This is a genomic window from Acinetobacter sp. R933-2, assembly GCF_030325485.1.
Lineage (GTDB): Bacteria > Pseudomonadota > Gammaproteobacteria > Pseudomonadales > Moraxellaceae > Acinetobacter > Acinetobacter sichuanensis.
The window spans coordinates 25,152-43,889 of record NZ_JACAIJ010000017.1; the positions used below are offsets into that span (position 1 = coordinate 25,152).

General features: G+C 33.8%; 12 protein-coding genes and 4 pseudogenes. 11 read left to right on the top strand and 5 right to left on the bottom strand.

Annotated elements, in window-relative coordinates:
* Positions 1-941 precede the first annotated feature (941 nt).
* From HX005_RS16445 to HX005_RS16455, 3 genes are read left to right on the top strand one after another with little or no spacing between them, the layout of a single operon-like run.
* Positions 942-4,349 (top strand): TM0106 family RecB-like putative nuclease, encoded by a 3,408-nt coding sequence (locus HX005_RS16445; RefSeq protein ID WP_286378183.1) that lies wholly within the window; start codon positions 942-944, stop codon positions 4,347-4,349.
* 17 nt (positions 4,350-4,366) lie between these two features.
* A complete protein-coding gene (locus tag HX005_RS16450; RefSeq protein WP_286378184.1) occupies positions 4,367-6,244 on the top strand; it encodes an McrB family protein in 1,878 nt (625 codons plus the stop codon).
* Positions 6,244-7,578: an McrC family protein gene (locus HX005_RS16455; protein WP_168382264.1), complete on the top strand. Its 1,335-nt coding sequence runs from the start codon at positions 6,244-6,246 to the stop codon at positions 7,576-7,578. The genes HX005_RS16450 and HX005_RS16455 overlap by 1 nt, the downstream gene beginning before the upstream one ends.
* Here HX005_RS16455 and HX005_RS16460 read toward each other — a convergent pair.
* Complete coding sequence (locus tag HX005_RS16460) at positions 7,567-8,043, bottom strand: hypothetical protein (protein WP_286378185.1); 477 nt, start codon at positions 8,041-8,043, stop codon at positions 7,567-7,569. The two genes, HX005_RS16455 and HX005_RS16460, sit on opposite strands and share 12 nt — an antisense overlap.
* A gap of 276 nt (positions 8,044-8,319) precedes the next feature.
* Between HX005_RS16460 and HX005_RS16465 the strand changes: the two genes are divergently transcribed.
* Positions 8,320-9,003 carry a metallophosphoesterase gene (locus HX005_RS16465; RefSeq protein ID WP_286378186.1) on the top strand — a complete coding sequence of 228 codons (684 nt, stop codon included), beginning with the start codon at positions 8,320-8,322 and terminating at the stop codon, positions 9,001-9,003.
* A gap of 247 nt (positions 9,004-9,250) precedes the next feature.
* Here HX005_RS16465 and HX005_RS16470 read toward each other — a convergent pair whose 3' ends face one another.
* Together HX005_RS16470 and HX005_RS16475 are read right to left on the bottom strand one after the other, a co-directional pair.
* Positions 9,251-9,454 carry a hypothetical protein gene (locus HX005_RS16470; RefSeq protein ID WP_286378187.1) on the bottom strand — a complete coding sequence of 68 codons (204 nt, stop codon included), beginning with the start codon at positions 9,452-9,454 and terminating at the stop codon, positions 9,251-9,253.
* A 206-nt stretch (positions 9,455-9,660) separates the two neighbouring features.
* The gene (locus tag HX005_RS16475; RefSeq protein ID WP_286378188.1) at positions 9,661-10,050 is read right to left on the bottom strand and encodes a hypothetical protein; all 390 of its coding nucleotides are present in this window, start codon (positions 10,048-10,050) and stop codon (positions 9,661-9,663) included.
* Between the two features lie 113 nt (positions 10,051-10,163).
* Between HX005_RS16475 and HX005_RS16480 the strand changes: the two are divergent.
* Together HX005_RS16480 and HX005_RS16485 are read left to right on the top strand one after the other, a co-directional pair.
* Positions 10,164-11,965 (top strand): annotated as a pseudogene (locus HX005_RS16480) (hypothetical protein).
* A 403-nt stretch (positions 11,966-12,368) separates the two neighbouring features.
* Entirely contained in the window at positions 12,369-12,860 is a 492-nt protein-coding gene (locus HX005_RS16485) for a TnsD family Tn7-like transposition protein (RefSeq protein ID WP_286378205.1), read from the top strand.
* A 73-nt stretch (positions 12,861-12,933) separates the two neighbouring features.
* Here HX005_RS16485 and pdxR read toward each other — a convergent pair whose 3' ends face one another.
* Positions 12,934-14,403, bottom strand: a complete 1,470-nt coding sequence (pdxR, locus tag HX005_RS16490) for a MocR-like pyridoxine biosynthesis transcription factor PdxR (RefSeq protein ID WP_286378189.1) — start codon at positions 14,401-14,403, stop codon at positions 12,934-12,936.
* Between the two features lie 101 nt (positions 14,404-14,504).
* Here pdxR and HX005_RS16495 point away from each other — a divergent pair.
* The 5 genes and pseudogenes from HX005_RS16495 to HX005_RS16515 all read left to right on the top strand — a co-directional run bounded on the left by HX005_RS16495 (position 14,505) and on the right by HX005_RS16515 (position 18,259).
* Positions 14,505-15,695, top strand: a pseudogene (locus HX005_RS16495) (benzoate/H(+) symporter BenE family transporter).
* A 62-nt stretch (positions 15,696-15,757) separates the two neighbouring features.
* Positions 15,758-16,369: pseudogene (locus HX005_RS16500) on the top strand (IS982 family transposase); the annotation flags it as partial.
* A gap of 42 nt (positions 16,370-16,411) precedes the next feature.
* A protein-coding gene (locus tag HX005_RS16505; protein ID WP_286378190.1) for an IS5 family transposase occupies positions 16,412-17,234 on the top strand; the annotation gives its coding sequence in 2 pieces (ribosomal slippage) (positions 16,412-16,792 and positions 16,794-17,234; 822 coding nt in all).
* Positions 17,235-17,258: 24 nt separating this feature from the next.
* Positions 17,259-17,525: pseudogene (locus tag HX005_RS16510) on the top strand (IS982 family transposase); the annotation flags it as partial.
* 278 nt (positions 17,526-17,803) lie between these two features.
* The gene (locus tag HX005_RS16515; RefSeq protein ID WP_286378191.1) at positions 17,804-18,259 is read left to right on the top strand and encodes a GNAT family N-acetyltransferase; all 456 of its coding nucleotides are present in this window, start codon (positions 17,804-17,806) and stop codon (positions 18,257-18,259) included.
* 48 nt (positions 18,260-18,307) lie between these two features.
* Here the strand turns inward: HX005_RS16515 and HX005_RS16520 are convergent, their stop codons facing one another.
* Positions 18,308-18,622 carry a hypothetical protein gene (locus tag HX005_RS16520; protein WP_286378192.1) on the bottom strand — a complete coding sequence of 105 codons (315 nt, stop codon included), beginning with the start codon at positions 18,620-18,622 and terminating at the stop codon, positions 18,308-18,310.
* Positions 18,623-18,738: the final 116 nt, after the last annotated feature.

Consider the following 18,738-nt stretch of genomic DNA (forward strand, 5'->3'; position numbering starts at 1 on the left):
TCTTAAAAATAATTTTAGAGCTAAAAGGAAGACTAGGATTAGACGATCATACCGGTACAAAAATTTGTTTAAAAAAAAGAGGTGATCAAATTTCATCCAAGACTACTGTTACTCACCGTAGATTTATAGCTATAAAATTTTGTTACGTCATGAATAGTATGAAAAATATGCGGTGTTACGTCATAAATAGTGTAAAAAATATGCGGTGTTACGTCATAAAAAGAATTTAATGTATAAAAATTAATCTGTGTTACGTCATAAAATTTTTATTTTTTATATAGAATATTAATTATTTATAAATTAAAGTAATTGTAATTTATGAAATATATAAAATAAATAGATGTGTTTAATCTGTTCTTTAAATTTATTAAAGTGCTTAATCTTATAATGAGAATGGTGGTGAATTTTATAATGTGATACTTTATTTTTATAATGTATATAATTTTTTGATTTAATTGAGTTAATTATTTTTGGTTTGATTTTTTTGTTATTATTTTATTTGCATTTTAGTGTTTGATGAGAAGGCTTCCTTGATGAAAAATGACACAGTTTTGTATCATTAATGACACAGTTTTATGTCACTAATGACACAGTTTTATGCCACTAATGACATAGTTTTATGTCACTAATGACGCAGTTTTATGTCATTAATGACGCAGTTTTATGTCACTAATGACGCAGTTTTATGTCACTAATGACATACCTTTGATACATAAATGCTCCAGATAAATTCAGCCTTTTCACACTAATGCACCACTATGCTTAAAATTAATATCATTTGTGACCAAATATTTTTTTATCTATAGGGATTGCATAGACATGACTGAGATGAAATGGTATGAATCAAGCTTTATTTTATAAGACTAAATAATAGTAATAATTATCAAGTGTTTATAGTAGTATCCATTTTTTAGCACTTTATAAAAATATTTGGGGTAAATATGAAACTACATAACGATAATTTAATCTTTTCTCCTTCAGATTTAATTTTGTTTCTAGAAAGTCCTTTTGCTTCCTGGATGGAACATTTCAGTCTTATTACTCCTGAAACTTTAGATTTAAAAGATCAAGATGATGCAATGATGCTCATGCTTCAGGATAAAGGCGCAGAGCACGAATCATCTGTATTGGAAGAGTTGAAGCGACAAGGCTTAACAATTACAGATATAGGATTAAGTTCAGATAAGAAAGCTGAAACGATACAGGCCATGAAAGAAGGTACAGATGTTATTTTTCAGGCTTGTTTGAGTAAAGGTGCATTTACTGGGTTTGCTGATTTTTTAGTTAAGGTTCCAGGTTCTAGTCAACTTGGGGACTATCATTATGAAATTTGGGACACCAAACTTTCTAAGTCACTACAACCTTATTACACCATCCAACTGTGTTGTTATCAGGAAATGATATCAGCTATTCAAGGCCGTTATTCGAATGATTTTGTCATTATTTTAGGTGATCAAACTCAACAGCGATTGAGAACACAAGAATTCTACTATTACTACCAATCAGTAAAAAATGCCTTTTTGCAATTACACGAAGAATTCGATTTGGAAAAGTGCCCTAATCCTTCTGACTCCAAGTCATGGGGTTGTTGGAGTAATTATGCGAAGCAATTACTCAAAGATAGAGATCATCTTTCTCAAGTTGCCACAATTACACGCTCGCAAATCAAGAAGCTGAATGCTGAGAGTATTCAGACAATGCAAGATTTGATTGATAGTGATAAGCTAAATATTAAGGGCTTGAATACTGATGTATATAATAGATTAAAAGCTCAGGCTCGGATTCAGCGGCAAAGTGAAGGGCTTACAACGCCTTTATTTGAAATCATTAACACTCATGAAAAACTAGGATTGGCATTATTACCTCAGCACTCTGAAAATGATGTGTACTTTGATATCGAAGGGTTTCCTTTAATTGAAGGGGGACTTGAGTACTTATGGGGATGTACATATTTCGATGAAAAAGATGAGCGTAAATTTATCGACTTTTGGGCTCACAATGAAATTGAAGAAAGAATAGCATTTAAATCATTTATCGAATGGGTTTATGCACGTTGGCAGCAAGATCCTACGATGCATATTTACCATTATGCAAACTATGAAATTGCTGCGTGTAAGAAGCTTATGTGCCGTTATGGGGTTTGTGAATTTGAAGTAGATCAATTGTTAAGAAATGAAGTTTTTGTTGATTTATACAAGATCGTTAAAAATGGATTGCTGATTGGTGAACCTAAATATTCTATTAAAAATGTAGAACACTTATACCGTGGTAAACGTGAGACAGAAGTGGGTTCGGGGGGTGATTCTGTTGTCGTGTATGAAAATTGGCGAGTTAATCCAGATGGCTTAACCTGGCAAACATCACAGGTCCTGAAAAGTATTCGAGACTACAATATTGATGATTGTAATAGTACGCAAGAGTTGGTGGCTTGGTTGCATCAGAAACAGCAAGAATTTGGCATCCAGTATGTAGGTAAAAAAGACATTGTAGAAAAAGAGGTAAGTGAGGAAATAACGGCAATAACTCACTTAAGAGATCAATTATTGAGTAAAGCAGAATCTCTTAAGGCTCACGATATAATTGAGTCACAAATTTGTGAAAACATGGCTTGGGCCCTGGAATTCCATCGTAGAGAAGCTAAGCCAGTTTTTTGGCGACTCTTTGAAAGAATGGGCTTAACAGTAGAAGAGCTTTATGATGACCTTGATTGTCTAGTAAATTGTATTCGTACAGACAAAGAGCCATTTAAACCAACCCCTAAAGCAAGAAGCTTAGCATATGAGTATTCATTTGATCCTCATCAAGAATTTAAAATGGCAAATACCACTAGCTTTTATATTCTTGGGGAGGAAGATGAAAAGGGGAACAATCTTAAAGCGACATTATTAAAAGAGCATTCATCAGTTTCAAAAGGCAGAATTTGCTTACAGCTTAAAGAACCGCTTTCTGTTGTGCATTTAATCCCAGATGATTATGTGAATCCAAAGCCTATTCCAAAAGCAATAGAAACAGTAGTTCGAAGCTATTATGAAAACCAGCTCAATGATGATGCTATTCTCCATTTTTTAAGACGGGATTATCCACGCATCAAGGGGATAGAAATGGGAGAAATAATTGTTTCTAGCCATAAAAATTTAGAAAAGTTGGATCAAATAAAATCGGCAATTTGTAATTTAGATAACTCATATATTGTAATTCAAGGACCTCCGGGTGCAGGAAAAACCTTTACAGGTAAGCATGTTATTGCGGAATTGCTTAAGCAAGGAAAGAAAGTAGGCATTAGCTCAAATTCCCACAAGGCAATTAATAATCTTTTGATTGGTGTGGCAGAGTATTGCCAAAATGAAATTATTCCAGCTCATTTCTGTTGTACAAAAAATACAGATGCTGAGATTGAAAACTTTGGAATTTCAGAAATTAAGAATGACAAAATAGTTGAATATCTTGATGGAGCATGTGTCATTGGTACCACAGCGTGGGGGTTTTCTCGTGAGGAATTAAATAAGCAATTTGATTATTTGTTTATTGATGAAGCAGGGCAAGTGTCGGTAGCGAACTTAATTGCAATGAGTCAATCCGCTCATAATCTAGTTTTAATGGGTGACCAAATGCAATTAGGACAACCAGCACAAGGTACGCACCCTGGCGATAGTGGTTTGTCTATTTTGGATTATTTGCTAAGAGATTATCCAACAATTGAGTCTAACCGAGGCATCTTTCTCGACACCACCTACAGAATGCATTCAAAAGTAAATGAGTTTATCAGTCAGGCCATTTATGAGGGTAAGTTAAATTCACACAAGTCTAACGATCTGCAAGTTATTCAAGTCCCTGATGCTTATAAGGGGGTATTAAATAAGGAAGCAGGTGTTGTATTCATCCCCGTTGAACATGAAGGAAATACTCAAGCGAGTGATGAAGAGGTTCAAGCGATTCAACATGCTGTGAATGAGCTTGTTGGGCGAATTTATACCGACAAGGATGGCAAGAAAAAGTCCATTACTCTAGATGATATGTTGTTTGTAGCACCGTATAACTTTCAGGTAACTAAACTTAAATCTACTTTAGGTGAAAATGCGAAATTGGGAAGTGTAGATAAGTTCCAAGGCCAAGAAGCACCTATCGTATTTTTTAGCTTATGTGCGAGTGATGTGAACGATTCACCACGTGGAATGGATTTTTTGTTTGATAAAAACCGTTTAAATGTAGCGAATTCGAGAGCACAGTCTTTAGCAATCGTGGTAGGGAATCCAAACTTAATGAATAGTAATACAAGCAATATTAAACAGCAGAAGTTAGTAAATGTATTTTGTCAGTTAATGGCATATGCACAAAATAGTAAAGGTTAATATCAGGATATTTATAAATGAATCAAGTTAATTTAACAAAACCAAAATGGATACGTTTATATACTGAAAAGTTATTCCCTAAAATTAAAGAATATGAAAATAAACAAAGCGAACTTGCAATTAGAATTAGGGATATAAAAAAAAGTGTGGGACAAGATTTTAAATCTGATCTTATTTTTGATGAAAATAAGAGCATTGTTAATGATGAAAAATATCATCATAAGGAAATAGATCCTTTTACGGTTCTTAGTCTACTTAATGTAGGGACTCATGCTAATCGTTTGCAGATGCATAATGCTTTTTTAGAACTCAGCGAAGAGGAAGGCTTTGGGCTGGAAGATATAAAAAATATCCCTAGTTCTGATGGACAACGGGCTTGGTATTACCCCTATAAAGTTTTTAAAAATAAAAATGGCTCCATTGTCGAGCGAGATCATGACACGATTCCGAAACTGTGGGGGGTATTTAAAGAAATCAATGCTAAAGATAACCAGGAATATTTAAATTTCGATGATGTCAAGGAGATTTTGAAGATTAGTTCTGTTGGCATTAATAAATTATCTACAGCACTGTATCGTTGTAAACCTGAAGTCTATTTTCCACTCAATGCGGTTGGTCAAAGACATCTTACGAAGAATGAGATTAAATTTAATGTGAATTCAGGCAATACTGAAAAAGTTAATAAAAAGGTTTGGGGTGATTATATTGAAACTTTAAAAGCTCTGAAAAAGCGAAAACAAGAGAGCAGAAATATACTAGATAGTTATTCAAGGATTGTAGAGCAAGATAAGTTAAACGATGTATTATTCACACGAAATCAAATTTTGTATGGTCCTGCAGGGACAGGCAAAACATATAATACAATTAATGAAGCGTTATCAATTGTTTATAAGATTCAAAAAGATACTTTAAAAGAAATTATTCAGAAAGAACTGGAATCAAGAAAGATACCTATTTCAAATGAAAAAATTAGAGAGGAAATGAATCAAAGGTTCAATGAATATCTAAAAAGTACTGATAAACAAATAGCTCAAATTGGTTTTGTTACCTTTCACCAAAGCTATGGTTATGAAGATTTTGTAGAAGGCATTAAAGTTAAAGAAGTTAATGGACAATTAAAATATCCAGTAGAAGCAGGAGTGTTTAAACGTTTTTGTAAGTCCGCGAAAGATAATCCGACAGAAAACTATGTGCTGATTATTGATGAAATTAACCGAGGTAATATTTCCAAAATTTTTGGTGAACTTATTACTTTAATTGAGGAATCCAAACGTGCAGATCAACTTGAAGAGTTGTCTGTAACTCTTCCTTATTCAAATGAGCAATTTAGTGTACCAAACAATCTTTATATTATAGGTACGATGAACAGTTCTGACCGTTCATTAACTTCAGTAGATATTGCTTTAAGACGACGTTTTGAATTTATTGAAATGATGCCCGAGCCTAATGTTTTAAAGGATATTCAAATCACTGATTATAAAGATATAAATGTCAAAGCCATTTTGGAGACTATGAATAAACGGATTCAGGTGCTACTGGATCGCGATCATTGTATTGGGCATGCATATTTTATTTCATTGAAAAACGATGCCAGCTTAGAAAAGTTAATGAAAATATTTGAGAAAAAAATTATCCCATTATTACAAGAATATTTCTTTCATGATTGGGGAAAAATTAATTTAGTACTTAATAAAAATGGGATGGTGAAGATGGAAAAAGTAGAAGAGTATTTATTTCCTAACATGCAACCACATGAACGGGAACATTTAGCAAGTAGAAATTGGGACATCAATACAGAACTATTTGAGGGTGATGTTGATAAAAAGAAAGAAGCACTGATGAAAATCATTGAGGGAAAAAATAAAGAAAGCATTATGGAAAAGGTTGCTTCATAGTGCTTTTCACGATTAGAGAATATGGTGTCATTGAAGATAATGGCACCAATACCGAAATGATGGTGCCAACACAATTAGATCGTATTAAAGTACCAAGTTCGGTATTTGATTATCTATGCGAGTTGGCTGGTCAATATAAAAAAAATGGGGTTCCTATATTTGAAATAGAAGGGAGAAGAACACTCAAAGTTGATAATTTTGTGGGAATTATTTCTACGCCGTGTGGGCATACAATTGAGATATTACCCAAACACGTCGATATACAAACACAAGATCAAAAGGAAGAAGTACTTGCGAATGAACGTCAGTTACTTCGAAAGATGCTAGAAGCCTTGTGGAAGCTCCCACCTGCTCGTGAAGTGGGAGAGGCTTCACTAGATAAGTTGAATTTGCCTTTAAGTGAATGGATCATGAGTCGTTTTTTGCAGGCATGCAACCTATTGCTTCAGCGAGGTGTACGGTCTGAATATCAACGTATCGCAGAGCAAAGTGCCTATTTAAAAGGTAAATTGAATATCCAAAGATATCTGACTCAACCAGTGACCGAGCAACATCGTTTTCCGATTGAACATGATATTTTTTCTTTAAATACGGCGCCAAATCGTCTTATTAAAACTGCATTAGAAAAAATCTGTAAACTCACGCAAGATACTGATAATTGGCGATTGGCAAATGAAATCCGTCTTAAATTGAGTGAGGTGCCAACGAGTAGATTGCCGCGTTTAGACTTTCCTCAATGGAAATCAGGGCGTTTATATGCTCAATATGAACTAATCAAAGTCTGGTGTGAAATAGTTTTGGGAGTGCAGACACCGTCTGCACTACAAGGAGAATGGCAGGGAATGAGCTTGCTGTTTCCGATGGAAAAGTTATTTGAAGCTTATGTGCTGAGTAAGGTTGAAAAAGCATATTCGGATCATTATCGAATCCAAAGGCAGAAGAGTAATAAATATTTGTGTCGTCACAATCGAAAAGACATGTTTAATCTTCGACCAGATATTTATTTTGAAGCTAAACATCAATCATCATATAAGAATATGATTTTAGATACAAAATGGAAATTATTGGATCAGAATAGTGAAGACCAGCGTTATGGAATCAGCGATGGTGATATGCAGCAAATGTTTGCTTATAGTTATATGTACCTTGAACACGATGGTCCAATAGTTTTGATTTATCCAAAAAGTTCAAAATTTAATGACGCTTTAATGAAGTTTCTATTAAATAAGCATGAAAGAGATCAAGGAAAAAATCCAGAGATATGGGTTCTTCCTTTTGATCTAGATAGTGATAAATTAATCGGTTTTGATATGATAAAAAAATCAAGAGATTAGAGACTTTTGACTTAAATGTATAATAGCTAACTTATTATCTGATATTGGATACTTTGAAAGCACAATGCTAAAGAATACATCTCTATCTCTGACATATTTTAAATGATCAACAGTATCTTCTAGCTGCGGTAAATAGCCAGATTCTGAATAAAAATCATAGCTTATTGAAAAATTGAAGGATACTGTTTCAGTATCCAATATCGTATTAAGGTAGGTATTAAGTTGTTGTTCATAATTAACATTGTTTTGCAATACCTCATGGATGTTGATGTATCGATATCCATCTTTATATGAGTCAGAATTAAAAAAATCCTGAGGATCAAGATAATATTCAGCAGAGCAATAAAATTTAATAAAACCATGATAAAACTTTTCTAAAGCTTGTTGGGATGACATAGATTGGTCATGCTCAAATATTAAGACCTTTAGATCATTTTCTAATTTATTCTTTGAATATTCAGGCATGATAAGATGAATTTTATTGCAATTTATTTGTAGATTGCTAAGTTCATCACAGGACTCCAAGATGACAATATGAATTTTATTTTCAGTCTTGCTAGGAATTTGTTCTAAAGTTTTAACTGTAAATAATATAGGGTTTAGTCAATCTTCAAATGGCTTATAAAAATCAAGTGAAATTTTATTATTTGTATAAATAACAATATTTTGTAATGAATTGGAGGCTGTGGTAGTCATGTTCTATAATGGGATTCAAAATTCGTAGAAGGTTTTATTCATAGCATGAACGATATAATAAAGATACTTGTAAACCAAAATTATAATTCAGTTTATATCGTTGGAGATCTTCACGGGTCTTATAGTCTTCTAATGCAAGAGCTTCATCTAAAGAATTTTGATTTTGACAATGACTTGCTCATATGCACAGGAGATCTCATCGATAGAGGTAATGAAAATTTAGAATGTATTTCATTACTCGATCAAACATGGTTTTTAACTGTGCGCGGTAATCATGAAGAAATGTGTATTCGAGGGCAACATGATCCTAAAATGAAAGACATGCATGCAAGAAATGGGGGAGCATGGTTTTGTAGACAATTTCAAAAGACACGACAGAGAATTATTGATCGTTTAGCAAAGTTACCATTGGTGATTGAAGTTGAGCTGAAAGATAAAAAGATAGGTATTGTTCATGCCGACATTGATATTCAAGACTGGGAGGTCTTTAAAGCTGATATCTTAAAAGGAGATTATAAGATTCCCGGTATTGTATCCAGCTATTCCAATGCCTTGTGGGGGAGAGGAAGAATACGTAATTACTCAGATAAATATGATATTGTCGAAAATATTGACGAAATTTATATTGGTCATACAATTGTCAAAGAACATACTCAAATCGACAATTGTCACTACATTGATGTCGGCTCATATTTTACTAAGAAGCTATGTATTGTTAAAGTCCAATAAAAGAAGTTGTAGTGGGGGAGTAAAGTGGTACTAAAAAGGTTGATTGATCAAAAAAACAACATTTGAATCGTGTATCCTGCTTTGTATCCTGATTTTTTAATTTATAAAATAATTCATTAAAAACAATAGGGTAGGAGATTGTTTTCGTCTGTCTGGGCCCACCATATAAAACAACCACTTATGTGCATTAATCGTAAGTGGTTTTTTTGTTTTTAGATTCTGGTAAGCAAATGGTAAGCAGATAAAATCAACTTAAATAAACAGTTTCTTTGTATAGTTCTACTAGGTTTTGATCTGAGCTTGGAATGAAGTCTTGAAGTTTGGGGTGAACACGGAAATCTGCTTCAGCTTTTGTAGATATCTCTTTAACTTCACTAGACCAGTTTTCCTTTCTGTATTCTCGCCAATTTAATTTAATTTTGAGTGGACGACTATATCCTTTTAATTCCATAAGGAAGATCTGATCACATAATTCATCAAATAAAAAGACATGTGAACGATGGAAGTGAGGATTTCTTTTTAGTAATAACTCTAATGAATTTATGAGAAGTGAACAGCAATCATTAGAAAGAGCAGTACTATTAATTGTTACTCCCCAGTGATGCAATAAATACAATGTACATAGGCTGTCGAGTGAGCCATAGCTTGCTATATGTTCTAAGCAACTCTTATCAAAGTCTTTATACGTCCATTGGATGAAATGAACTCTACAATATAGTGAGGTAGAGTAGTTAATTCTAATAATATAAGATCTTCATCAAATATTTGATATTTAAAAATTTTCCACAGGGGATGGTTGATAATTTGAGATGAACCAATACATTTAGATTCAACATTAATTATCTGGTATTTTTGTGGTGTGGATAATCCAAATTTATACTTTTTGAATAAGCTCTGTACTTTGTGATCTTTTTGGTATCCATAAAAAAATTTCTCCATATCATAATCATTTTTATATCTACCAAAGCTTACTAACTGATTATAAAAAAAGTCATACCAACTTATTGTTTTCGCAAAATCTATCCTAGTTCTTAGCGGGCGGCCCATGTATCACTCTGACTGTCAGTTCCACAAATAAATCAGAGTTTACACAAATAAACTAGAGCAAGAATAAAAAGTATATTATCTATAAGCTTTAATTTTTCATTTTGTAAAAATATATGCCTGTTAATAATGACAAAATAACGACTATTGATTGCTTCCCAAACGATAATATTAGTCGAGTGGTTTATAGATACGGTGGACTTGTTCGAAACGACGATAACGACTCAACTAATCCTTTTGTTGAAGTGTTATTAATTGAGATTAGAAAAAGTGATCAATGGTTATTTTTAGATAAATGCTCAACATTCCTTGTTCCAGTACTTGATCTTGATGCTATTCAACATGGCAGTATTTGGGATGGAAATGTTTTAACCGATCAATCCTATAGATTTTCTGGAAAACTTATTACAAAACGATTTTCTTTCAACTTCACTAATAATAAACCTAAGAATATAAAACTTACTGACAGAATCTCCAATACTTCTGAGTACTACATTCCATTAAAAAACTATTTCCTCCCAAATAAAGTTGATTATGTTCTTCAAGGCTATCCATTTACCAAATACACCAATGATTCATATCGCAAAGTGAATCATTGCTTAATGCATTCTAATGATGGAACTCAAGTCATCACTTCTTCAATTCATGTTTTGCATAGCTTATTCGTCAATCGGAAGGATATTCGGGGACTCTTATTAGGAACTTCAAGCCAATCCATCATTCATCGCTTTTTAGAATCTTATACTACAGAAATTGAGAATGATAATGTTGAATATAAAATTAAAATCAGAAAGCCATATGAAGATATAGGTGAGACTGCAATTATTTTTCTTGCCAATCTCGCCTTAAATCCATATGTGCAGATGATAGTTGATAAAATTCAACGAAGCATGGAAATTACTGAGTTTAATCATCTTCAGAATGGTACAGGCACAAGATATCCCATTGTATTTCCACCACATCCCACAAAACTTGTCCTTGAAGCGGAAGGAATTTGGCTAAATGACAATAAAACACGATTTTTTATCACTAGAGTGAAAAAGTTTGATCCTATTAACGATCACATGATTGATGTCAACAAAGACCTGACCAATACTGTTTCGAGGCCTGAAGAAAAAAATTCTCGTCCTCGTGAAAAAAATCAAAATAAAAATGAGCACATTAATACTCAAAAACCACCATCTAGAACAAGTGGTGAATATCGTAAGCGTTCTGATGTGGAAACTGGAAATACACAAGGTATTTTGAAGTATTCTTTTAATGAACCAACTAATGATCCAATTGAAGTTGGGGCACCCAATCATCCATATTCAGATAAATCTGAAGATATTGAAACATCATCTGATGAACCATATGGCAATCAAAATACTAAGACTAAAAAATCTGAAACAACAGATACACCACCTAACAGAGATGAACGTTTTGACATTCAATATATTATCCAATCTCTCCAAGAACTTGCTTCTGAAATTAACTCTCCCCTAGAACACCTTTCTGCAATTGATGAGCACGGTGAAAGGATAACGGGTATTAATTTGCTTCAAATCAAAAAACTTGTACCTGAACCCAAACACCCTTCATGGATTGATTATGAAAAAGGGCGAAAATTATTGTTCTTACAACTAGATATAAAAGATCAAAATAGTTTTTCCTATCTCATCGATATTCATAAAAATAAAAATCATGAAGCATTTTGTGCTTTTCTTATTCTTACGCAGCATCGATTAACAAATGAACAAATCAAAAAAATTTGTATTGAGCTAGAAAGTGCCAAAGGAATCAAAAAGTGGGTACTCTACTGTGATAGTTTCATTCATAAAATGATTGCAATAAAAAACATTTATATGCAACACCAGATGAGTGGAAAAATCGCTTTAAAAATTTATTTATCAGCTTACAGAAGGATAACCCTAACTAAAGAATATTTTTCATACAATTATATGTATATGAAATTACTTGGTATTTCATGTTTTCTATAAACTTTCGAAATAGAAAAGAGTGAAGTTTTAGTTCAGTTTACCTATACTAACAGTTCAATTTAAATTTCTATTCGTATTCACACACTTAGGCTTTTGACTCCACCCTAGTTTATTTACCCATCTGTTTGTAAATAACTCATCACTGCCTAGTGATGTGGTGTAGTTGCTTGTGTGTTGTATATATCACATCACTAGCCTTTATCTAAAACTATATAAATAGGCTATTTTTATGTTTTCCAATGTACAAGAACAATAGTTCTCGAATATCCGTGGGGATGTACTTGCAGGACTGAAATTCTAAAGAAAATCCGCTCTTTCCGCAGAATAAATCAAAATAATCATATAGATGTTCATAGCAACCCTATTACTAATTTCACTATCCTACACCGTAAGAAATGGCTTGGCTTGATTAAACAAAATGGTATAAAACCTGCTCGACTTTTAAATGCGGCTTTATATGCTTGGTTATACCGTAATGACACAATTTGGTTATTAGAGACCAATCAGGCATTTCATCAAAAATACATTCCTCAAGGCACTAAAGTTGACTGGCATAGTCGTGACGTATTCTTCGTGAAAAAACTCATTAGACTCAACAATGATTTACTGTGGAATTTAGATAGTCCTAGGCGTTCAGCAAATTGGTGGATGAAACAGATTTCCCATGCATCAACTATTGAGAAAAATTTAAATACATTACCCTTAACCAAATTATTCTTAAAAAGATATAGTGAAAGCATTGATTGTTATCAAATTCGTCGTATCAGTAGAACACTCATAAAAATACAACTTGAGCACAAAAATAACCATCGATGCTGTGTATTAAGGTTGTAAGGTCTGAGTGAGGAAAGGCTTACAAAAGAAGCTAATTCTTTTTTAAGTTTTCTCGTATCCTAAATTGTCGATTTTACATCTGAATCTGCATTGCCAATTTTTCAATACTTACCTTAATCTCTTCAGGAGTATGTGCGGCATAACCAAACAATACAGCAGCTTTTTGATGGCTATGCTGACAATATCGGGATAGTGGCTGCACTGCTAAACCCGCTTGGCTGCATTGGACTATAAAATCTTGCTCTGTCCAATGCTCTTTTAGCCAACATACCAAATGAATCCCTGAATCAGTAGGCTGCACGACTAATACATCAGACAGATGATGTTCAATTGCTGCAATTAAAACTTGCTGCCTTTCATAACAGGCTTTACGGACTTTACGTACATGCCGAGCATAATGCCCATCTTGTATAAATGCAGCCAGTGCTACTTGTTCAAGATAAGAACTACGAGTATCAGTATAATATTTTGCCAAACTAAAAGTATCAACTAAGGCATCAGGAACAACCATGAATCCAAGTCGAAATTCAGGAAACATTATTTTAGAAAATGTACCTGCATAAATCACCCTCTGCTGTTGGTCTAAACCCTGCAACGCCTGAATCGGAGGAGTACCATAACGAAACTCGCTATTATAGTCATCTTCAAAAATCCATTTTTGTTGTTGGGCTGACCAGTCCAATAAGGCAAAACGTCGAGCAAGACTTAATGTCCCTCCAAGTGGGAACTGATGTGAAGGAGCAGTATAAACCAGTTTACTACCTGTATAATGCTGTATAATTTCTGGAACTTTCATACCTTCATCATCACTTTCAATTGGTTGTACCATCACCCCGAAACTACGAAATACATTTAAAGCAGCATCATATCCAGGTTCATCTAAACACACTTGATCATATGGTTGTAACAAGGCATAAGCCACCAGATGAATTGCCTGCTGTATTCCATTCACAATCAGAATTTGTTCTTCGTTACAGTTTAACCCTCGTGTCGATTGAACATATTGGCAAATTGCCTGTCGTAAAGGTAAATATCCTCGTGGGTCATGGAATTGTCCTAATTGATAATAAGACTGCCGCCATGCTCTCCCCAATAGTTTTCCCCAAAGTTGATGTGGAAACAAATCTATACAGCCCACACCAACATGAAACATTTTCTTTTCTTGACAAGATAAAGTTTGCTTATGCCAATCAGGTAATAAACTGGCAATATGAGGATTGATATTTAGTGTTTGTGCAGACTGCTGTATAGCATGTAATTGACTACTTTGAATTTGAATCAGTTGATCAGGAATAATATCGGCAACATAAGTACCTGAACTAGGCTTTGTAATCAAATAACCTTCATCTAATAAACGGTCTAATGCTGCCAATACCGAATTACGAGAAATAGACATCATTTCCGCCAATGTACGGCTCGATGGTAATTTGGTTCCCGCAGACAAACGCCCATCTAAAATGGCATCACGTATAGCACAATACAATCCATCTTTGATATGTCCTTTAGGGAGAATCAGAGATGGAAAAGATGATGACATTGCCATAAGTGGTACTTTAAAAAATATTAAAAGTGTATCTTATTTAAATACCACAAGTAAAACTAGACTTCATGCCTCTTATTTTAGAAAGTTACTAGGGGCTAATTATGTATTCTTTTCATTCATCTAGCCGTTATGCACAAGACCTGATTCCTCCAATCATTGCAGGATTAATCTCAGTAATTGTCAATTATGGTGGTACATTTATTTTAATATTCCAAGCTGCACAAATGGCAGGACTTAGCCCTGAACTTACTGCTTCATGGGTGTGGGCAATTTCTATCGGTGTTGGTATCACAGGCATATTATTAAGTTGGTACACATGAGAACCAATCATTACTGCATGGTCCACTCCTGCGGCAGCATTTCTAATTACAGCTCTAGTCACAGTACCCTATGCTGAAGCGATTGGGGCATATTTACTTTCTGCCTTAGCCTTCGTAATTTTAGGGGTTACAGGCTATTTTGAAAAACTGATTCGTTTAATTCCAATTGGTATTGCATCAGGTTTATTGGCAGGAATTTTATTACAGTTTGGGATTGCAGCCTTTACGAATATGTCCATTGATCCATTTCTGGCTATTTCATTATTTCTTATTTATCTCATTACTAAACGTTTTTCTGCACGATATGCCATTGTGAGTGTTTTAGTTTTTGGGTTTATTTTCTTAATGTTGCAAGCACGAATTGATTTCACTGGATTTGAATTAAAATTGGCATCACCGATTTTTACCGCTCCTACTTTTTCTATCAATTCAGCATTAAGTATTGCTTTACCTTTATTCTTAATTACTTTAACAGGGCAATATATGCCAGGTTTATTGGTATTGAAAAATGATGGTTTTAAAACTAATGCCAAACCAATTCTTAGCATAACGGGTTTAGGTTCTTTATTGATGGCACCCTTTGGCTCACATGCATTTAACTTAGCAGCAATTACCGCAGCAATCTGTACAGGTAAAGAATCACATGAAGACCCATCAAAACGTTGGGTAGCAGGCATTGCCGCTGGAATATTTTATATTTTGGTCGGGATTTTTGGAGTCACATTGGCAGCGGTATTTGCAGCGTTTCCAACTGCATTTATTAGTTCGTTGGTAGGACTTGCCTTGTTAGGCACAATTGCAGGAAGTCTGACCAATGCCATGAGTGATGACAATGGTCGAGAAGCAGCTTTAATTACCTTTCTTGCCACTGCTGCCAATATTACCTTGTTTGGAATTGGTGGAGCATTCTGGGGACTGGTTTTGGGGTTAATCTCTTATTTTGTATTTAATACGCGAATCTCAACTTTCTAAACTCTTGAAATAAAATGGACATAACACAATTTAGATTTCGACCAAGAAAACTACCTCATGTTATGTCCATTTACGAATTTATCATTTCTGTGTATTTATTCATAGATTCTTGCTATTCACTTATCGTCACAAAGCCATTAAGAACGAGAGGATTTCCTCCAGCTTTAACCGATATTGAAATAATTACTATACAAATTGTAGGTGAATTTTTAGGATTGGATTCTGATAAAAATATCTGGAAATATTTTAAACACAATTACTTAGACTGGTTTCCAAAATTAGGTTCTTATCCTAATTTCTGTAAACACTGTGCAAATTTATGGCAAGTCAATCAGCAAATTATGACCAAGATTAGAAAAACCTTTATGCACGATAATATTCATTTTATTGATGGTTTTCCTATTCCTGTTTGTCACTATGCTCGAGCAAAAAAACATAGAAATTTTAAAACCGATGCTGGCTTCAGTTATTGTGCAGCTAAACAAGAAAAATATTATGGTTTTAAAGGACATATTGTGATTAATTTCTCAGGAATGATTACAGATTATACTTTTGCTCCAGCAAACTGCGATGAACGAGATGTTGCACCTGAAATTACACAGAATATTCATGGTTTGCTTGGTGCTGATAAAGGGTATTTAAGACCTGAACTAAAAAAATATTATGATTTACAGTAGATCTCTTGCGAAAGTAAAAATCACCTCAATCTAAGTTTCATGAGATATCAGAAATTAAACCGTTTTTCAGATTCTGAATTCAAACGCTTGGTTGGCGTACCTCGACTAGTTTTTACTGAAATGGTAGAAGTTTTAGAAAAAGCAGAATCACTTAAAAAGAAATCAGGTCGCCCTCATACTTTAGCTATAGAGGATCAGTTGTTATTAACACTCAATTACTTACGGAACTACAGCACTCAACTGGAATTGGCGGCACACTACCATATCGCTGAAAGTAATGTGAATCGAACCATTAAAAAGGTTGAAGATGCATTGATGAAATCAAGACGTTTTACTCTGCCAAAACGAAGCATTACCACAGCAGATGAACACTTTAACTGGGTCATTATCGATGCGACAGAATGTTCAATAGAGCGGCCGAAAAAAAAATCAGAGTAAGTTCTACAGTGGTAAAAAGAAGAAACATACGCTAAAAGTACAAGTGATCTATCATCCGAAGAGCAAACAAATCATAGGAATAGATGTATCAAATGGCAGTCAGCATGACATTAAACTGGCAAGAAAAACGGTTAAGAAATTCAAACATTGTGAATATGTTATGACTGATTTAGGGTACTACGGATTAGAGCAAGATGGCTTTAAATTATTGATGCCAATAAAGAAAAAAAAGAATTTATCTTTGTTTGCTGTTGAGAAAAAGTACAATAAAATGATTGGAAAAATACGAGTTGTGATCGAACACATCAATAGTCAATTGAAAACATTTAGAATATTAAGTGAACGCTATCGAAATAGACGGAAAAGATTCGGTTTACGCATTAACTTAATCGCTGCACTGGTAAACCGAATCAACTTGCAATAACGACTTTCGCAAGAGATCTAGTCTGTTGATTTACAAACACCATTTAGAAAAAATATGGTTGACCATCGACCCAAAGAAGCGATGAGAATACTGATGAATGCGCGAAGGAAAATTGAAACAGTCATAGGACAACTAACAGTGCAGTTTAATATACAAAAAGTCAGGGCTAGAGATCTATGGCATTTATCTCATCGTATCACTCGAAAAATTCTTTCACATACAATTTCAGTCGTTTTAAATTCTCAATTAGGTAATCCTCCTTTACAGTTGGAAAACTTAATTAAAAGTTGAGATTGGCGTATTTAATGGTAAATTCAAGACACGTATAGCTTTCTGATCCTTAGTCGCTAAATTATAAGTAATCTTTTGACCAAAAAATATTTTATAAACAGCATATTGACTTTCTCTATGCTGTTTTTATTTATAGAAGATAAACAATACATGTTTAAGATATCTACAATCAAACTGGTACTCTAAAAATCATTAAAACTGTATCTTATTACATATCCACAAACAACCTACACTATGATCTTTCATTTCCTAACACCTAAATATTGAGGAAAATATTGATGCAAAGTCAAGAGGTTAAAGTTATTCCTATTCAACAAGAGGATTATCAACAGTGGATACCGTATTGGTTGGCTTATCAGAATTTTTATAAAGTCTGTTTATCAAAAACCGTAACAGCAACCACATGGCAACGCTTTTTTGATGAAGCTGAGCCAATTTACTGTGCAGTTGCCAAGCAAGGTGATAAAGTTTTAGGCTTTGTACATTATGTGATTCATCGTTCGACATGGGCTGAACAAAACTTTTGTTATTTAGAAGATTTATACGTATCACCAGATGTTCGTGGTCAACAGATTGGTAAACGTCTAATTGAGTATGTGCAGCAGCAAGCAATTATTTTGCAATGTGGGCGTTTGTATTGGCATACACAGGAAATCAATCATACAGCACAGAAACTTTATGACTGGATTGCCGAAAAACCTGGCATCATTGAATACCGTATGCCTTTAGAATAAAAAATAAGAGTCCATCCTTTGAATAGGGGGACTCTTTATTTAGATGTGTTATACAGGTTGATCTTCTTCAGTTGTTTGAAGAATTTCTTGCATTTTTTCAGTAGCAGCATGTGCAACTTTAGCTTCTTCTTCTGCGATAGCATAGCCTAAACGAGCATCAGTTTTTTGGAAAGTTTCAGCGATCTCTAAAAAACCTTCGCACTTTTCTGAAGAAATATTTTTGCCGATTGTACGTTTAAATCCGTTAGACATTAACTTAGCAGTAGCTTCTCTACCATATTCCTGTTCTTTCTGTTGAAGTTCACTTAACTGACACAAAAGAGAAGCGTTACCAGATAACTCATCACCACGATCGTTTTTCATGTATTACTCCTATAGTCTTGCTGAAGCTGTATAACTTCAAATTATGTTCAATGATATATTTTTAGTCCCACAAATACATCACTGTAAGATAAATATATAAGCATAGTACTTAATTT

What these genes read in the sequence shown, in the direction of transcription:
- HX005_RS16475 (WP_286378188.1), bottom strand. Translation starts at nt 10,050, where the DNA reads ATGGGCCGCCCGCTAAGAACTAGGATAGATTTTGCGAAAACAATAAGT.
- HX005_RS16450 (WP_286378184.1), top strand. Translation starts at nt 4,367, where the DNA reads ATGAATCAAGTTAATTTAACAAAACCAAAATGGATACGTTTATATACT.
- pdxR (WP_286378189.1), bottom strand. Translation starts at nt 14,403, where the DNA reads ATGGCAATGTCATCATCTTTTCCATCTCTGATTCTCCCTAAAGGACAT.
- HX005_RS16460 (WP_286378185.1), bottom strand. Translation starts at nt 8,043, where the DNA reads ATGCCTGAATATTCAAAGAATAAATTAGAAAATGATCTAAAGGTCTTA.
- HX005_RS16445 (WP_286378183.1), top strand. Translation starts at nt 942, where the DNA reads ATGAAACTACATAACGATAATTTAATCTTTTCTCCTTCAGATTTAATT.
- HX005_RS16515 (WP_286378191.1), top strand. Translation starts at nt 17,804, where the DNA reads ATGCAAAGTCAAGAGGTTAAAGTTATTCCTATTCAACAAGAGGATTAT.
- HX005_RS16465 (WP_286378186.1), top strand. Translation starts at nt 8,320, where the DNA reads ATGAACGATATAATAAAGATACTTGTAAACCAAAATTATAATTCAGTT.
- HX005_RS16470 (WP_286378187.1), bottom strand. Translation starts at nt 9,454, where the DNA reads ATGGAATTAAAAGGATATAGTCGTCCACTCAAAATTAAATTAAATTGG.
- HX005_RS16520 (WP_286378192.1), bottom strand. Translation starts at nt 18,622, where the DNA reads ATGAAAAACGATCGTGGTGATGAGTTATCTGGTAACGCTTCTCTTTTG.